Source organism: Flagellimonas sp. CMM7 (assembly GCF_021390195.1).
Classification (GTDB): Bacteria; Bacteroidota; Bacteroidia; order Flavobacteriales; family Flavobacteriaceae; genus Flagellimonas.
Genome location: NZ_CP090003.1, coordinates 1,581,843 through 1,596,690, shown reverse-complemented (window position 1 = coordinate 1,596,690; position 14,848 = coordinate 1,581,843). Strand labels below are relative to the sequence as shown.

17 protein-coding genes are annotated in these 14,848 nt (G+C 41.2%); 11 read left to right on the top strand and 6 right to left on the bottom strand.

The window, feature by feature from the left end; translation table 11 throughout:
• The first annotated feature begins 61 nt into the window (after window positions 1–61).
• From LV704_RS07285 to LV704_RS07245, 9 genes are all read left to right on the top strand, one after another.
• Window positions 62–1,285 carry a GTP-binding protein gene (locus LV704_RS07285; RefSeq protein WP_163421020.1) on the top strand — a complete coding sequence of 408 codons (1,224 nt, stop codon included), beginning with the start codon at window positions 62–64 and terminating at the stop codon, window positions 1,283–1,285.
• 6 nt (window positions 1,286–1,291) lie between these two features.
• Window positions 1,292–1,882, top strand: coding sequence for a DinB family protein (locus LV704_RS07280; RefSeq protein ID WP_163421021.1), 591 nt, complete (start codon window positions 1,292–1,294; stop codon window positions 1,880–1,882).
• Window positions 1,883–1,929: 47 nt separating this feature from the next.
• Window positions 1,930–2,646 (top strand): hypothetical protein, encoded by a 717-nt coding sequence (locus tag LV704_RS07275; protein ID WP_163421022.1) that lies wholly within the window; start codon window positions 1,930–1,932, stop codon window positions 2,644–2,646.
• Window positions 2,647–2,680: 34 nt separating this feature from the next.
• The gene (locus tag LV704_RS07270; protein WP_163421023.1) at window positions 2,681–3,178 is read left to right on the top strand and encodes a hypothetical protein; all 498 of its coding nucleotides are present in this window, start codon (window positions 2,681–2,683) and stop codon (window positions 3,176–3,178) included.
• Between the two features lie 69 nt (window positions 3,179–3,247).
• Window positions 3,248–4,651, top strand: coding sequence for a YfcC family protein (locus tag LV704_RS07265; RefSeq protein WP_163421024.1), 1,404 nt, complete (start codon window positions 3,248–3,250; stop codon window positions 4,649–4,651).
• Between the two features lie 5 nt (window positions 4,652–4,656).
• On the top strand, window positions 4,657–5,823 hold the full coding sequence (gene argE / locus LV704_RS07260; RefSeq protein WP_163421025.1) for an acetylornithine deacetylase: 1,167 nt from the start codon (window positions 4,657–4,659) through the stop codon (window positions 5,821–5,823).
• A gap of 57 nt (window positions 5,824–5,880) precedes the next feature.
• Window positions 5,881–7,161 carry a dipeptidase gene (locus LV704_RS07255; protein WP_163421026.1) on the top strand — a complete coding sequence of 427 codons (1,281 nt, stop codon included), beginning with the start codon at window positions 5,881–5,883 and terminating at the stop codon, window positions 7,159–7,161.
• 19 nt (window positions 7,162–7,180) lie between these two features.
• Window positions 7,181–7,690 carry a DUF6702 family protein gene (locus tag LV704_RS07250; protein WP_163421027.1) on the top strand — a complete coding sequence of 170 codons (510 nt, stop codon included), beginning with the start codon at window positions 7,181–7,183 and terminating at the stop codon, window positions 7,688–7,690.
• A gap of 1 nt (window position 7,691) precedes the next feature.
• On the top strand, window positions 7,692–8,276 hold the full coding sequence (locus LV704_RS07245) for a HupE/UreJ family protein (RefSeq protein ID WP_163421028.1): 585 nt from the start codon (window positions 7,692–7,694) through the stop codon (window positions 8,274–8,276).
• 55 nt (window positions 8,277–8,331) lie between these two features.
• On the opposite strand, the gene LV704_RS07240 is transcribed toward LV704_RS07245, so the two are convergent.
• The 6 genes from LV704_RS07240 to LV704_RS07215 all read right to left on the bottom strand — a co-directional run bounded on the left by LV704_RS07240 (window position 8,332) and on the right by LV704_RS07215 (window position 13,310).
• A complete protein-coding gene (locus tag LV704_RS07240; protein ID WP_163421029.1) occupies window positions 8,332–10,014 on the bottom strand; it encodes a PhoX family phosphatase in 1,683 nt (560 codons plus the stop codon).
• 99 nt (window positions 10,015–10,113) lie between these two features.
• Complete coding sequence (locus LV704_RS07235; protein ID WP_255695643.1) at window positions 10,114–10,518, bottom strand: Fur family transcriptional regulator; 405 nt, start codon at window positions 10,516–10,518, stop codon at window positions 10,114–10,116.
• Between the two features lie 13 nt (window positions 10,519–10,531).
• The gene (locus LV704_RS07230) at window positions 10,532–10,969 is read right to left on the bottom strand and encodes a hypothetical protein (protein WP_163421031.1); all 438 of its coding nucleotides are present in this window, start codon (window positions 10,967–10,969) and stop codon (window positions 10,532–10,534) included.
• Between the two features lie 4 nt (window positions 10,970–10,973).
• A complete protein-coding gene (locus tag LV704_RS07225) occupies window positions 10,974–11,414 on the bottom strand; it encodes a hypothetical protein (RefSeq protein ID WP_163421032.1) in 441 nt (146 codons plus the stop codon).
• Entirely contained in the window at window positions 11,407–12,687 is a 1,281-nt protein-coding gene (locus tag LV704_RS07220; RefSeq protein WP_163421033.1) for an ABC transporter permease, read from the bottom strand. The genes LV704_RS07225 and LV704_RS07220 overlap by 8 nt, the downstream gene beginning before the upstream one ends.
• A complete protein-coding gene (locus tag LV704_RS07215; RefSeq protein WP_163421034.1) occupies window positions 12,684–13,310 on the bottom strand; it encodes an ABC transporter ATP-binding protein in 627 nt (208 codons plus the stop codon). Before LV704_RS07215 ends, LV704_RS07220 begins: the two co-directional genes overlap by 4 nt.
• A 134-nt stretch (window positions 13,311–13,444) precedes the next feature.
• On the opposite strand from LV704_RS07215, the gene LV704_RS07210 reads away from it, so the two are divergent.
• Window positions 13,445–13,852 (top strand): MerC domain-containing protein, encoded by a 408-nt coding sequence (locus LV704_RS07210; protein ID WP_163421035.1) that lies wholly within the window; start codon window positions 13,445–13,447, stop codon window positions 13,850–13,852.
• Window positions 13,853–13,873: 21 nt separating this feature from the next.
• Complete coding sequence (gene folE, locus LV704_RS07205; protein ID WP_163421036.1) at window positions 13,874–14,545, top strand: GTP cyclohydrolase I FolE; 672 nt, start codon at window positions 13,874–13,876, stop codon at window positions 14,543–14,545.
• The last annotated feature ends 303 nt before the right edge of the window (window positions 14,546–14,848 follow it).

Genomic DNA, 14,848 nt, shown 5'->3' with positions numbered 1-14,848 from the left:
CGCATTAACTTCACTTTTTGAATTTGCGACGATCAAATTACTTGTACGTCAAAAAAGGAAAATGATAAAGGATAACAAACTACCAGTAACTGTTCTTAGCGGATTTTTGGGAGCCGGAAAAACCACCTTGCTAAATCATATACTACATAACAAAGAAGGCATGAAAGTGGCGGTGATTGTCAACGACATGAGCGAGGTAAATGTGGATGCTGAATTGGTAAAAAGCGAAAATACCCTTTCCCGTACGGAGGAAAAATTGGTGGAAATGAGCAACGGATGTATCTGCTGTACTTTACGGGAAGACCTGATGGTGGAAGTGGAGCGTTTGGCCAAGGAAAACAGGTTTGACTACCTTCTTATTGAAAGCACCGGCATTAGTGAACCTGTACCGGTGGCACAAACCTTCTCTTTTGTAGATGAGGAAAACAATATTGATCTTTCCCGCTTTAGTTATGTGGATACCATGGTGACCGTGGTGGACGCTTTTAACTTTTTCAAGGATTTTGGTAGTCCGGAAACTTTAATAGACAGAGACCTTACCAATATTGATGGTGATTACAGAACCATTGTGAATCTGTTGACCGATCAGATTGAGTTTGCTAATGTGATATTACTCAATAAAACGGACCTAGTTTCGGAAGAACATTTAGGAATTTTGAGCGCTACAATTAAAAAACTGAATCCTTCGGCTCAAATTATTACCTCGCACTTCGGCAAGGTTAAACCCATGGAAATACTAAATACAGGTCTTTTCAATTTTGAAGAAGCGGAACAAAGTGCCGGTTGGATTGAAGAGTTGAATAAGGATGGGCATACCCCGGAAACCGAGGAATACGGAATAAGCTCTTTTGTTTATCGTAGTAAAAAACCTTTCGACCCTGACCGGTTTAGACATTACGTACAACATGAATTTCCAATGAATGTTATTCGCAGTAAAGGATTGTTCTGGATTGCCTCAAGACCTGAACAGGCATTGATCTGGGGTCAAGCTGGCGGTTCCTTGAGAACTGATAGTGCTGGGGTTTGGTGGAGCAGTATGCCATTTCAAAAACGGTCCCAATACGTTGCTTTCTTGGACAACCAAGAACAAATTGAAGCAGAGTGGGACAAAACCTTTGGGGATAGAAAAAATGAAATTGTATTTATAGGTCAAGTTATGGATGAAGAACGTATGCGAGCCGATCTCGATGCTTGCTTGGCTACAGATGAAGAACTTGAATCACAAAAGTGGTCACAAGGTTACCATGATGAATGGCCATTGGAAAGAACGTATGCACTAAACTAATAGACCATGAAGCGAACTCGTTTTCTAAGAAATGTCTTGGGCTTTGGTCTGCTTTCAACCATAGGTTGTCGTTTGAATGATAGCAAAACAAAATCAGCTGCTAATCTGGCCGCCGAGCCATTGCCGAATCAAAGCTCGGTAAATAACCTTAGGAAAGAACTCATTGCAGCTTGGCGTCGGTCCGAAACCATAACCATGACCAATGTAAAGCAAATGCCCACTGAATATTTTTCATTTAGGTACACCGATGAGGCCATGACTTTTTCTGAGCAATGGCGCCACTGCGTCATCTATACTTGCGGACAACTAGCCGGCCGGGGAGGTATAAAAAACCCGTACGAAAATGTAAAACTTCCGGTGCAGATGCCTAAGGAAGATGTTATCAAGGAATTGGAAAACTTGTACGCTTTTGTTAGGAGATCCATAAAGGAGATGTCAGATGAAAAACTACTCGCCAATTGTGAATTTGCTGGGGATACCATTCCCGTTTGGCGCCTATTTTATGCTATGGAAAACCATATCATTCACCATCGTGGGCAATGTGTGGCTTACCTTCGGCTCAATGGAGTTGTCCCGAAAGGCTTTTATGGATGGTAGCACTCAAAATGTATACTAACTGAAATAATTACTTAAAAATATTACCCATGTTACAAAGAAAATTTGCAGAAGTAGTTAAGTCCTACTTTCCGGATGCCATGGATGCCAAGGACACCTCTATTCATTACCTAGGAAAAATGCAATTAGAGCATGATATCGACATCTCCAAAGTATTGATGGCCACATCCGTATGCTCAGATGACATCAACGTACCTTCCACAACCTTCTTCAATGTGTTGTTCGGTCCATTTATTATGGGTGGGTTGGGAGGATTGCCTTTTGCAGGACAAACCGGGATGACCGCTTTTGCCCATCATATTCCTGATGAGGGTAGCGCATTCATATTTTATGGCCCGCATATAGGAATTACACTTGACGGAGATTTGGGCAAGATGTACCGCCCACGCCAAGAACAGACCGGAAACTCCTGTGGAGCCCTTATGTTGGCATTGAGTCGATTACAAGATGACGACTACAAGCCCGTTTTGAACGACGACGATTATCAACAAATGAAACTTGAAGAAAGTTTACTTCCATACCGTGAAGAAATTTTGAATAGAGAAGACCCGGAGAAGGCAATTACGGAAGCAACTTATGAGATAATCGATAGAAAGATTCATAATCATATAAAAACATGCAAAAATGAGTTTCATGTGGATACAGTGACCTTGTTGGGAGGCATCATCATCAACACAGATTATGGCTTGGACGACTATTTTGTGCCCAAAAACTTTGAAGTAATAGATGTTAAGGCAATAGCATAATGGATAGACCCTCCAAAATATAGAAATCCGAGCAATGCAGAAGTCCTTGTATTTTGTTTGTCCAACAGATGGTCTTGAACCTGTAATAAACACTCGATTTGATAACAGAAATTACTATTATACCTCGCTTGGGAATTCTGTTGTATTTGATGATGTAACTTCGGGCAACATAAGACAACTAATTCAAGAGCATGGTATTACGGAGGTTTCTTTTGTACTATCAATCAATAACCCTATTGTAAAAGATGCCTTGGGAAACCAAACTTTTTCGGATATAAGGGGATTGCATAGTTTCTATGGTGAGGTTTTAAGGCAAAAGGGATATTCAGAAGTTTTATGTAGCGAACCCAATAGTAAATTCACCATTCTTTCATATCACCTTAACAATAAGATAAAAGAACTCCAACTCGTATTGGACGGTTTAAATGTTAGCCAATTAAAAATAATGGGTAAAATTTATAATAAACAGGAGCATGAGTTTTATAAAATATATTCTGATTTGGTCTGCACTGAATTTTTTAGTTTAAATTGATTGGAAATGACAAAATTCAGTTAAATTGGTTTCCAGACTGAGAAATTCGCCTCGGCCCCATTGAGATAAATGAGCAAATCAAAACCCAAAGTCCCATCCTTTTTTCAGCGTATACCCCATGCCATCACCATGTTGTTTGGCATTATTGTTCTGGTAACCGTACTAACGTATATTCTTCCCGCGGGGACGTATGAGCGGATTTTAGTTGATGGGCGAAATACCGTGGTTCCCAATTCGTACCAGACCATTGTTGGCACTCCTGTTGGAATATTGGATATGTTCAAGGCCATACCTTTGGGCTTTAAGGAGGCGGTGGAAATCATCTTTATTGTTTTGGCAGGTGGAATCATGTTTGGTTTTATGGAAAAATCAAAGGCCGTTGAAAATGCCGTGGGTACTATGGTGAAGAAATTGGGCCTAAAAAATAAGCACATGATCATTGTGCTCATGACCTTTATCTATGGTATTCTTGGTGTGGCCGTGGGCTACGAGAACAATATTGCCATGGTACCCATTGCTGCAGTACTCAGCTTGGCTTTGGGAGGGGATTTAATACTGGCCGCCGGGATATCGGTAGGAGCCATGACCATTGGTTTTGGACTATCACCCATTAATCCCTATACCGTGGGAACTGGACATAAAATTGCAGAGCTGACTATGTTTTCAGGGGCTTTGCTCCGCAGTATACTATGTTTTTCGGCCCTGGGAATAATGGCCTATTATAATGTGAGGTATTTTAAAAAGATTACGCTTGACCCCAACAAAAGTTTAGGTAAAGGGCTTGATGTCAACGAATTGGCCTTGTCGAGACCTATTCAAGAGTATCAATTGAACCGAAAGAATTGGATGGTCATTTCCATTTTTCTCCTCGGATTACTGGCTGTACTGTATGGTGTCTTCAATCTCCATTGGTACATTAACGAACTGTCCGCGGTGTTCCTGATTATTGCACTGCTTTGTGGTTTGGTATCGCGAATGAGCGCTACCACCATGAGCGAAACTACCTTAAAAGCTGTCGCCTTGGCGGCGCCGGGTGCATTTATGGTTGGCTTCGCCACTTCCATTAAAGTACTCATGGAAATGGGGAGTATTAGTGACACTATTTCCTTCCAGCTTTCAAATATGTTACAAGGATTACCCTTATACGCCTCGGCCATTTGTATGTCGATTTCCCAGACCGTGATCAACTTTTTTATCCCTTCCGGGAGTGGACAGGCCTTGGCTACCTTACCCGTGATGTTACCCTTGGGTGAATCCTTGGGACTCACACGTCAAATTACCATTTTGGCCTTTCAGATAGGTGACGGACTGTCCAATTTGGTCAATCCAACCTTGGGAGGGCTTATTGCCATGATCAGCATGTGCCGTGTGCCCATAGATCGGTGGGTTAGATTCATATTCCCAGTATTGATCAGTATACTCTTTTTGGCCTTTACGACCCTAATCGTAGCCGTAGCAATAAATTATAGTTAATTCTTATGACCGTAGAAAAAATTCTTGAAAAACTAGTGTCATTTCCTGTTCTTGGAGGTGAAAGCAATTTGAATCTTCTAAATTGGATAAAAGACCAACTGGAATCTCATGGGGTTGCCGTGAATTTGGTACCCAACGAGGAAGGCAACAAAGCCTCTTTGCATTGCCGAATAGGCCCTGCGGTTGATGGTGGAGTTATCCTTTCCGGGCATATGGATGTGGTTCCCGTCGCTGGTCAAGATTGGACCACGGACCCTTTTGTACTTACCGATAAAGGAGATGGGAAACTATACGGTCGTGGCTCATGTGATATGAAAGGTTTCCTGGCCTGTTGCCTGGAAGCATTGCCTCAAATGGTAAAATCTGACCTTAAAAAGCCCATTTATTTTGCTTTTTCCTACGATGAGGAAGTGGGTTGTTTAGCCGCCCCAGAATTGGCGCGGGACATAAGAAACCATTATACGGAAACCCCTAAGTATGCCCTAATTGGAGAGCCTTCTTTAATGGAACCCATTGTGGGTCAAAAAGGGATTTATATCCTTGAAACCTATGTTCATGGCTCTGCCGGGCATAGCAGCCGTATAAAACAAGAGGTGAGTGCCATTCATGAAGCCATGCGGTTGATACTTTGGTTGGAAAACAAAATGGATCAATTGATTGCCGATGGCCGTTTGGACGACCGCTTTCATCCCCCTCATTCCTCCATACATATTGGACTTGTCCAAGGAGGCATTGCACCCAATGTGATTGCGGACAAGGCCCATTTTTATTGGGATTTGAGAACCATTCCTATGGATGATATCGATGGCATTGTTGCCGAATTTGAGGCCTATTGCAGGGAACGGGAAACCGAATTGCAAAACATCTTCCCTGATTTTTCCATAAAAACGGTTGAAAACCACCCACCGGTCCCGCATTTGGATACCAAGGCGGATGACGATATTGTGGAGTTGATCAAAAGCATATCAGGAAATTCGAAACTAAGCACCGTTTCTTATGCAGCCGAAGCGGGACAATTCGCCAATGAAGGCTTTCACTCGGCCATTTGTGGACCGGGATCTATTGCGCAAGCTCACAGAGCGGATGAGTTTATTACGAAAGATCAATTGAAAAAAGGTGTGGAAATGATACATAAGCTTATAAAAGAGCTATCGTCGGACCATTTTGAATAGCTTCAAACCCATCTATTGTTGTATATTTAAATCAACTTCAATCTTCAAACCAAAATCATGTTGAAATTACGTTTTGATTATCTTGTTTTACCTTTGCTAGTCCTCCTTATAAGCAGCTGCAAGGATAAATCCGCTTCAACCGATTCCAAAGTGGAAACTGAGGAGGAATTGGTGCTACGGGCACTTGAAATTCATAAAAAAGTACTTACCCTGGATACCCATGCGGATACGCCTCTTCGTATGATTGAACCCGGCTTTGACATGGCCGAACGGCATGACCCCAACGAAACGGGCTCGAAAGTGGACTACCCCCGAATGAAGGAAGGAGACTTGGATGCCATCTTTTTCGCTGCCTTTGTGGCGCAAGATATTCGAGATGATGATGGGAACACAAGAGCCAAAGCGCTTTGTCTTCAAATGATCGATTCTGTAATTGCGTCTACCGAACGAAATTCAGCTGATGTGGGATTGGCCCTTAACCCAGATGATGCCTATGCTTTGGAAAAGGAAGGAAAACGTGCTATTTATTTAGGCATAGAAAATGGATATCCCATTGGGGAAGATCTTTCCAATGTCGAACTCTATTTTAATAAAGGGGTGCGCTATATTACTCTGGTCCACTCATCGAATAATGACTTGGCGGATTCGGCTACGGATGATAACGGAACCGAACATGGCGGTATTAGCGAATTTGGTTCCAAAGTGGTTGGGGAAATGAATCGCCTTGGTATTATGGTAGATATTTCCCATGGAAACGACAGTGTATTTTATGATGCCATAAAAATGTCTAAGGCCCCAATTATTGCAAGCCATTCCAATGCTAGAGCGGTTACAGGTCACAAACGAAACATGACAGATGAAATGCTAAAACTTATGGCTGAAAATGGTGGGGTAGTGCAACTGACTATGTTGGCCGACTACCTTAGAGAAGCACCGCCGAATGCTGTACGGGATTCTGCAATGACTGCGTTACGTAATAATATGAAACCGATTGGAGAAATGACATTGGAGGAAAGAGCTGCGCTTCGAAAGTCTTTCCAAGACTTGAATGAAAAATATCCAGCACCTCCCGCAACTGTTACCCATGTAGTCGATCATATTGATCATATTGTAAAAATTGCAGGAATAGACCATGTGGGCATTGGATGCGATTTTGACGGTGGCGGTGGAATAGAAGGGGTCTTTGACGCCAGCGAAGTCATGAACATCACCATTGAATTGGTAAGACGTGGCTATTCCGAAGAAGAGATTGAGAAAATCTGGGGCGGTAATTTGATTCGTGTTTTTAAGGAGGTACAGGCTGTTGCTACCAAAATACAGGCTAACGAATCAGCATAGTTGATTAAATCCAGTGCTAGTGTTCCGATGGTTGCTCATTTTTATCGTTTTGTTTACTGCAAGGGAGGCCATGGCTCATCCGCTGAGATTGTCGCTATGTGAAATTGAATATTCCTCAGGCAAGCAAGTGTTGTCCATCAATCTAAAACTGTTTCTGACCGATGTCAATGAAGCCATAGTTTTTGATCCAAACAGTAAGGAACTTGCCTTTTGCCAAGCTAACGAATCGCTAAAGGCAAATCAAATGCTTATGGATTATGTCAACCAATTTTTCTATGTTAAAGCAAACGGAAGGTCGGTTCACCTAGACATAAAACGGAAGAAACTGAGTGGGGAAGGAGAAAATACCGCCTTGTGGGTGTACTTTGAATACAAACATCCCAAACCATTGACCTCATTGGAAGTAAAAAATGCTGTTTTCACGGATTTGTTCTTTGATCAAAACAACATTGTCTATGTCCACGTCAACGGAACTTCCAAAAGCATGATGCTCAACAAGAAAACTTCCGTTCACCAGCTTAAATTTTGATATGCATCCGTTTGAATTCTATCTAAAATTGGGTTTTGAACATATCGCCAACCTGGCGGGCTATGATCATATCCTTTTTTTGGTGGTATTGTGCGCGGTGTACCGAATTGAGCAATGGCGAAAAATCCTCATTTTGGTCACGGCTTTTACCATAGGGCACAGTGTAACCTTGGTTTTGGTTTCGTTGAACATTCTTTCCATCCCTTCCAACATCATTAAATTCTTAATTCCGCTTACGATTTTTTTGACAGCTCTACACAACGTCATTGGCGCTGATAAAATTGGAAAATCGGTAAAAATGAAACGGAATTATGCCATGGCCTTGTTTTTTGGATTGATTCACGGCATGGATTTTTCAAATTACTTTAAAGCACTTATAATGGACCCATCGGATATAGTAATACCACTTTTGGGGTTTAATATTGGCATAGAGCTAGGGCAGCTTTTAATCGTTTTTTTTGTGGTCGGGATAGCCTTCCTCTTTCTCCATATGCTAAAAGTAAAACACCGGGAATGGAACTTGTTTATTTCCGGAGCTGCAGCAGGGATGTCCGTTATTTCAATGTTGGAAAATGGGTTTTGGTAAAGCTACCTCCTCCCATTTCATCCAGTCTTATGCCCTTAAAAGCTGATGGCTTATTTCAGCTCTTTTCCAATAGGTGAAGCTTATTCATCTTCTCTATTAGGTTGCCTGTAATAGCTACAACCGAAGGTTTAGGAATACCATCTTCATCAAAGGGCCATGCACTTGTAGGATTAGCTAGGTCCTTGGTTTGCTCTCCAGGGTGCTGTACGCTTAAAAACAGTGTTTTTCCATCTGGAGAAAACCAGGGGCCAGTAAGCTCCGCGTCCAAAGGGGCCGAAGCTAGTCGAATCACCTTACCTTCTTCTTCTCCATGCCGTGGAATCACAAAAAGACTATTGTTCTTAAAGGCCATGTATGGACCATCTTCCTTGTTCATTTTGCTGCCAGACATATCAGAGGTGAACCACAAATTGCCAGCCATATCAAACGCTAGGTTGTCTGGACATGAGAAGCCATTTTCTTCCCCGCCGGCCATATACGAGTAGGCTTTAAAAGTCAAAGCATCGTATTTGCCATTTGTTTCCTCTATTTTCAGAATAGATCCATGGAAATCATTTTTCCCATAATTATTGGTAAGTGATACAAAAACGTTGCCCGTTAGGGGGTCTATTTCAATATCTTCTGGACGATTTAGTTCAGTGGCTCCTAATATTTTGGCGGCTTCCCTGGCACGTATCAACACCTCGGTCTGGTCTTTAAACCGTTCTTTTAAGAGGGGTTGGGATTCCCAATCGAGAGGGAGCCATTTTCCATTTATAGTATCGGCAACATAGAGCGTTCCTTCTTTAAGCGAACCCGGTTTCGATGAGATAAATTTGTACAAATGCTCATTGTTTTTGTCGTCACCGGAATACGCCACTACACGTTTGTCATTTAATTCATAAAGGGTACAACACTCATGGGCATACCTGCCAATGGCAATATGTTTTTGAGCTGAACCTGTTTTCGGGTCTACTTCGACCACCCAGCCATAATGTTCTGGGGGGTAATTATAAAATTTTTCCCAACCTTGCGAACTATCACGGTGGGTCGGCTGGTCATCTTTATCATAAACAGTTTCACCAAAAAAGCTGTCGTAATTCTCCTCACAGGTTAAAAAGGTTTTCCAAGGCGTAATCCCGCCTGAGCAGTTGCTATGGGTTCCGATAACCGTAGAGCTCCCTTTAATAGGGTGGTCCCAGTTTAGTTGAATGGGGGTTTTGGCCGTAATGCGACGATTGTAGGGGTCGTTTTGTACTACCTTCCATTTACCATCAGTTTGCTTGATGCGAACAATACTTCCCCCCACATTGTACATTTCTTTATCTACCTGCTCCTTTGTCCTATGTGTATCGGGATTCTCATGTTTGCTGGAATCAAACCCGGAAACAAACATAGGATTGACGTACTCATGATTGACCCACAATAAGCCATCTGTAGGATTCTCTTCATCAAACGGGATGAAACAAGTAAAATCATTATTAAAACCAAAATGGTCTTCTTCGGAAATTTTATCAGCCCATCGGACAATTACATGATAATCCAAACCATTGGCCAATAACAAATCATCTTTGTTGGATGGAAAAAGTCCTTCAATTGCTAAATTTCTTAGTTTATCCAGTACTTCACTACTAGATTTTAAATTTTTTTCCGTTGGGTTGGACATGTTGCCACAACTTACCAAAAAAGGTGGTAATACTACGGTTCCTATGCTGGCTTTTCCCAAGAAACTGATAAATTTTCTACGATTGTATTCCATGTTTAATTTCTATGTTTAGGGCAATTGTTAGTGTTGTTTTTAATGCGAAAGGAGTAAAAGGGAGATTTTCGGTGAGGTATTGATATGAAGGATTTACTGTTAGCATGCCGCACAAATACCCCGAATGATAGTCTGAACCTTACTTGTTTTAAACCCTTTGGGAACTTTGGGCTGCAGAGAACCAAGGCCCTCCATGCAATACACTGTTTCGCAGCATTCACAAACAAAATGGGCGTGTTCACTTCCTTGAATCGGGGATTCCCCGAATGCATATTTGGCGACTCCAGTGTGATCATTGATACGATGGATAATTCCCGCCTGCTCAAAGCTGGTAAGGTTTCGGTAGAGGGTAGATTTATCCACTTCTTTGGCCAAGGCTGATTGTAGGTCACTGTACGATTGAGCGTGCTCCATCTTCATGAAATGCTGTGTCAGCGCCATTCGCACTTTAGTTTTTTTTAATCCTTTCTGCGCTAGCAGTTCTTCATAGTTTTTACTTTTCATCACAAGATTTCTTTTATTTAAAACTTAGTGCGATTGTATTTTCAATTCGATAATAGCACGCGTTTGGATTATTTTCATTTAAGCGGAATGTTCCTTCAACTGAAAGCAAGTCGTCCATGGCGAAAGATGGTTTTTGGGTAAACTGTAAATCTAAAATGGTTTCGGGCCCGCCATTTCCACAGAAAAAACAGGATGCCATAGGGTTTTTGGAAAGTAGATAAACCGATTGTTTGCCATCTAAAACCAACAAATATCCAGTAATTAGGACTTGTTTTCCATCCAAAGCTTTCATTTTAGACGAGAATGTTGCTTTCTGAAAGTCTAGCAGAATAGCTTCCGGTGAGGAGAGTTCCCAGGAGATTCCTTCCGAAAGATCGGACCAATCCAAAACCGTTTGCGCACTGGCAGGAATTCCAACCCAAAGCAATATCATTAAAGGAAAAAATCGCATTTTTTTAATTCAATAACTCACCAGTAGCTTCTTTCAAGATATAATTACAATGATCTACATTGTCTCTATTTAGTTCAAGGACACCAGTAACCTGAACAATTTGATCGGTTTTAAAAGGAGGCTTTGTTTTAAAACGGACCTCAATTATGGTTTCTGGCCCTGCAGCTCCGCAGAAAAAACACGAAGCCATTGGGTTCTTGGATACTAAAAATACATCACCACTTCCAGATATATCCAGAAAATACCCCCTTATTTTAACCTGCTCGCCTTTAAAAGCTTGTATCTGGTCACCAAACGTGGGCATTAAAAAATTCATGTCGTAAACGGCATTGTACTCTGGCTTAAAACTAACATCGTCAAAATGATCCCAAGTCAGCTGTATTTGTGCTGTTCCAAATGAACTCACAAAAGTTATGAATAAAACTACTAAAAATGGTTTAAGCATCAGATAAGGTTTTAGCAACATTTAATTTAAAAATTGAGCGAGAAGCCAGCAAAGTGGCTATTGCGGCCAACACCAAAATTAGGCCCAACAGATATATTTCTGATGGCTCAGGGGCCTTAATTTGTAAGCCGTATCCGTATGTATTTTGCATGTACTGGGAAACACCCCATATTCCAAATCGACCGAAAAGCCAACCCAACGCAAATCCAATAAGCGCTAAAAACAGTCCCTCTAACAGTGCTAGTCCAAGAAGTTGTCCGGTACGAAGACCATAGGTTCTTAACAGCGCGAGTTCTTGCTTACGTTCTCGGATGGTTTTTAAAAGACTGATAAAGATGCTGAGTCCGGATACCAAAAGAATGGCCAACGCAATGCCATTTATGGTCTGCACTCCTGAACCAAGCAGCCTTACGAGCCGTTGCACCTCGAAACCAGGAAGTGCCGCTTGCATAGACGTGTTCTCGTTGATAAATCGCGGCAGCTGAACCATGCCCAAAGGACTCTTGAACTTAACCAGTAATGAGGTGATTTCTTTTTCTTCTTCATGCACCTCCAAAGTTTCCGCATTTTCTTTGTGATTATTTTCATGGCCATGATCTTCCTTATGAATTGTACCTCCTTCATGATGGCCTTCTTCTTTGGAACCCTCGTCTTCATGATCATGTGCTAGCCAGATACTTTCCAGGTTGGTAACCAAAAGCTGGTCTACCACGGTCCCTGTAGGCTTCAGAATTCCCTTTATGATAAAAGGGTGTTCGTCGTGTGCCTCAATGCCAGTGCTAGCCAAACCATGGGAACTTATAAAACTATCTCCTATTTTTAGACCTAATTGTTGGGCAACATTGATTCCCGCAACAACTTCAAAGGGTTTTTCAAAGAGCGTCCCTTCTGACAATTGGGCATCGTAATGCTTAAGATAACCTGCTTCGGTTCCTAAAATGCGAAAACCTTTGTAATTATCGCCATAGGAAACAGGAATGGCCGTTTGCACAAAAGGGTGTTTTTGGAGTGAGGCTACTTCCTTTAGGTTGATGTTTCCGGTTGGAACGTCGACATGAAGTACAGAGGACAATACGAGTTGCAATGGACTTCCTTTGGCACCTACGACCATATCAAAGGGAGCAATATTCTTACTAAGTTGTCCACCTAGTTGCTGACTCAACTGTAAGACAAAGGTGACCAACGATACGCTCAATGACAATAACATCAAACTCAATAATAAGTTGAGTGGTTTGGAAACCAGATTTTTAAAAGCGAGATAGCTCAATTTCATAGTGTAACCTGATTTTTGAAATGAGACTTTACCCGTTGGTCATGTGTAATGACCAACAAGCTACTTTTGCAGATTTCGGCTTCCTCTTTGAGCAGGTCTATGACCTTCGCACAGTTCACGTCATCTAAATTGGAAGTGGGCTCATCGGCAAAAATAATTTTGGGTCTGTGAATTAGTCCCAAAGCAATCCCAAGACGTTGTTGTTGCCCCTGACTTAATGCCGAAATTTTCTTGTGCAGATGTTCAGATAACCCTAACCGCTCAGCAAGTTCATATCTTCTTGTTTTGTCTATGGAATTTTTTGGAAAGTACTGTCTTAGTTTAAGATTGTCAGCGACATTTAGGGATTTAATAAAATGATACTGTTGAAATATAAGCCCAATATGCTCCCCGCGGAATTTATCCAGTTGGCGGCGCGTCAAGGAGTTTAATACTGTTCCAGCAATAGAAACGGTACCTTGCAATGTAGGCAAAAGTCCTGCCATCAAATACAAAAGTGTGGTCTTACCCACTCCTGATGGGCCTATCACCAGTAGATGTTCTCCAGGGGTGAGTTCAATATCCGGGAACGTAAGCATCGTACCGTTGTGGTAAGCATGGGAAAGATTTGATGTATTGACCATCCAAATGTTTTTACAAAAATAAAAAAATTTATAAATGCAACTCAGTTGCATTTATAAAAATTGAATACATTTGCCTACCATTTTAAAATAGGAGCGTGGTTGTTCAATTACAAAAATTGTTAAAGTCCTAGTTCATGACCAACTTGGTAAATCTTAGATCTAAGTCCGATGTCATTGGTGGTATTACCAGTACGCTGTGTTTTTTGCACTGTTTGGCAGCACCATTCCTTTTTGCAGCGCAAGCTGGTATGGTCGCAGGAGAAGAATCCCATCCATGGTGGTGGGGTACTTTGGATACGGCATTTCTTGCCATTTCATTTTTTGCTGTGTATTGGTCGGCCAAGAAGACCTCAAAACCATGGGTAAAACGTGCTTTCTGGAGTCTTTGGTTGCTACTGGCCCTTATTATTGTTAATGAGAAGTTTGAGCTGATGCATCTAGTTGAGGAGATAATTTACCTTCCAACCGTTGCATTGATTTTACTTCATTTTTATAATCGACACTTTTGTCGCTGCAACGATGATAATTGTTGTGCAGATTAATTTGTATTGGAAGATTTGCTCATGAATAAATCCCAAATTGAAGTATTAGGTGACAACCATATTGCCACATCTGTAAAAACCCCAATGCGGGAAGATGCTTTTGAACACACGGATGAGAAAAAAATAAAGAACATTCAATATCATTTTTCCAAAATAATGGAAGAGTTGGGACTTGACGTGACAGATGAAAGCCTGTCTGGTACGCCGTATCGTTTTGCCAAGATGTATATCAAGGAATTGTCCTATGGATTAAATCCAAAAAATAAACCGAAAATATCTACTTTTCCAAATACATATGGCTATCAACGTATGTTGGTGGAACAAGATATTACCATACACTCCTCTTGCGAACATCATTTTTTACCCATTGTTGGATACGCCCATGTTGGTTACGTACCAAAAAATAATGTTGTTGGACTGTCGAAAATTAATCGATTAGTGGATTACTATGCCCATAGGCCCCAAGTCCAGGAACGACTTTGTCTTCAAATTCTGGAAGACCTACAACAAACATTGGAAACCGATGATGTTATTGTTATGATTCATGCAAAGCATCTTTGTGTTTCATCTCGAGGGATCAAAGACAGGGAGAGCTCTACCACCACCTTGGAATACGGAGGCGTGTTTGCTAATGAAAACATACGTAGTGAGTTTTTTAATCTTCTAAAGAACACCACAGATTTAAGCAAATAGTTGCTGCATTGATAACTGAATTGAATCCCGCAGGGAACTTTTTACAATTTGCTATGGTGCTCACTATTTCGATTTACGCATATCTTTCCGAAGTCTTTAAACCATTTTGATAGCATGATCTCCTGTTTGTGGAAGTCTATCTTGACAGATTAACGAAACTTGATTTTGGCTTTACTCTTTCCAAAAGGATAGCGCTTTTTCATTTGAAGGCTTTTTATAAGTATTCAAAGAGGTCACCAGTTCTAATGTTGTTATTCTCAGAGTAGAAAATTTTATAAAATCATAAATTTATTTAATGTATAT

Bases quoted from the DNA above. Each gene is read 5' to 3' on its own strand.
- LV704_RS07285 (WP_163421020.1), top strand. From the start codon at position 62: ATGATAAAGGATAACAAACTACCAGTAACTGTTCTTAGCGGATTTTTG.
- LV704_RS07280 (WP_163421021.1), top strand. From the start codon at position 1,292: ATGAAGCGAACTCGTTTTCTAAGAAATGTCTTGGGCTTTGGTCTGCTT.
- LV704_RS07275 (WP_163421022.1), top strand. From the start codon at position 1,930: ATGTTACAAAGAAAATTTGCAGAAGTAGTTAAGTCCTACTTTCCGGAT.
- LV704_RS07270 (WP_163421023.1), top strand. From the start codon at position 2,681: ATGCAGAAGTCCTTGTATTTTGTTTGTCCAACAGATGGTCTTGAACCT.
- LV704_RS07265 (WP_163421024.1), top strand. From the start codon at position 3,248: ATGAGCAAATCAAAACCCAAAGTCCCATCCTTTTTTCAGCGTATACCC.
- argE (WP_163421025.1), top strand. From the start codon at position 4,657: ATGACCGTAGAAAAAATTCTTGAAAAACTAGTGTCATTTCCTGTTCTT.
- LV704_RS07255 (WP_163421026.1), top strand. From the start codon at position 5,881: ATGTTGAAATTACGTTTTGATTATCTTGTTTTACCTTTGCTAGTCCTC.
- LV704_RS07245 (WP_163421028.1), top strand. From the start codon at position 7,692: ATGCATCCGTTTGAATTCTATCTAAAATTGGGTTTTGAACATATCGCC.
- LV704_RS07240 (WP_163421029.1), bottom strand. From the start codon at position 10,014: ATGGAATACAATCGTAGAAAATTTATCAGTTTCTTGGGAAAAGCCAGC.
- LV704_RS07235 (WP_255695643.1), bottom strand. From the start codon at position 10,518: ATGAAAAGTAAAAACTATGAAGAACTGCTAGCGCAGAAAGGATTAAAA.
- LV704_RS07230 (WP_163421031.1), bottom strand. From the start codon at position 10,969: ATGCGATTTTTTCCTTTAATGATATTGCTTTGGGTTGGAATTCCTGCC.
- LV704_RS07225 (WP_163421032.1), bottom strand. From the start codon at position 11,414: ATGCTTAAACCATTTTTAGTAGTTTTATTCATAACTTTTGTGAGTTCA.
- LV704_RS07220 (WP_163421033.1), bottom strand. From the start codon at position 12,687: ATGAAATTGAGCTATCTCGCTTTTAAAAATCTGGTTTCCAAACCACTC.
- LV704_RS07215 (WP_163421034.1), bottom strand. From the start codon at position 13,310: ATGGTCAATACATCAAATCTTTCCCATGCTTACCACAACGGTACGATG.
- LV704_RS07210 (WP_163421035.1), top strand. From the start codon at position 13,445: ATGACCAACTTGGTAAATCTTAGATCTAAGTCCGATGTCATTGGTGGT.
- folE (WP_163421036.1), top strand. From the start codon at position 13,874: ATGAATAAATCCCAAATTGAAGTATTAGGTGACAACCATATTGCCACA.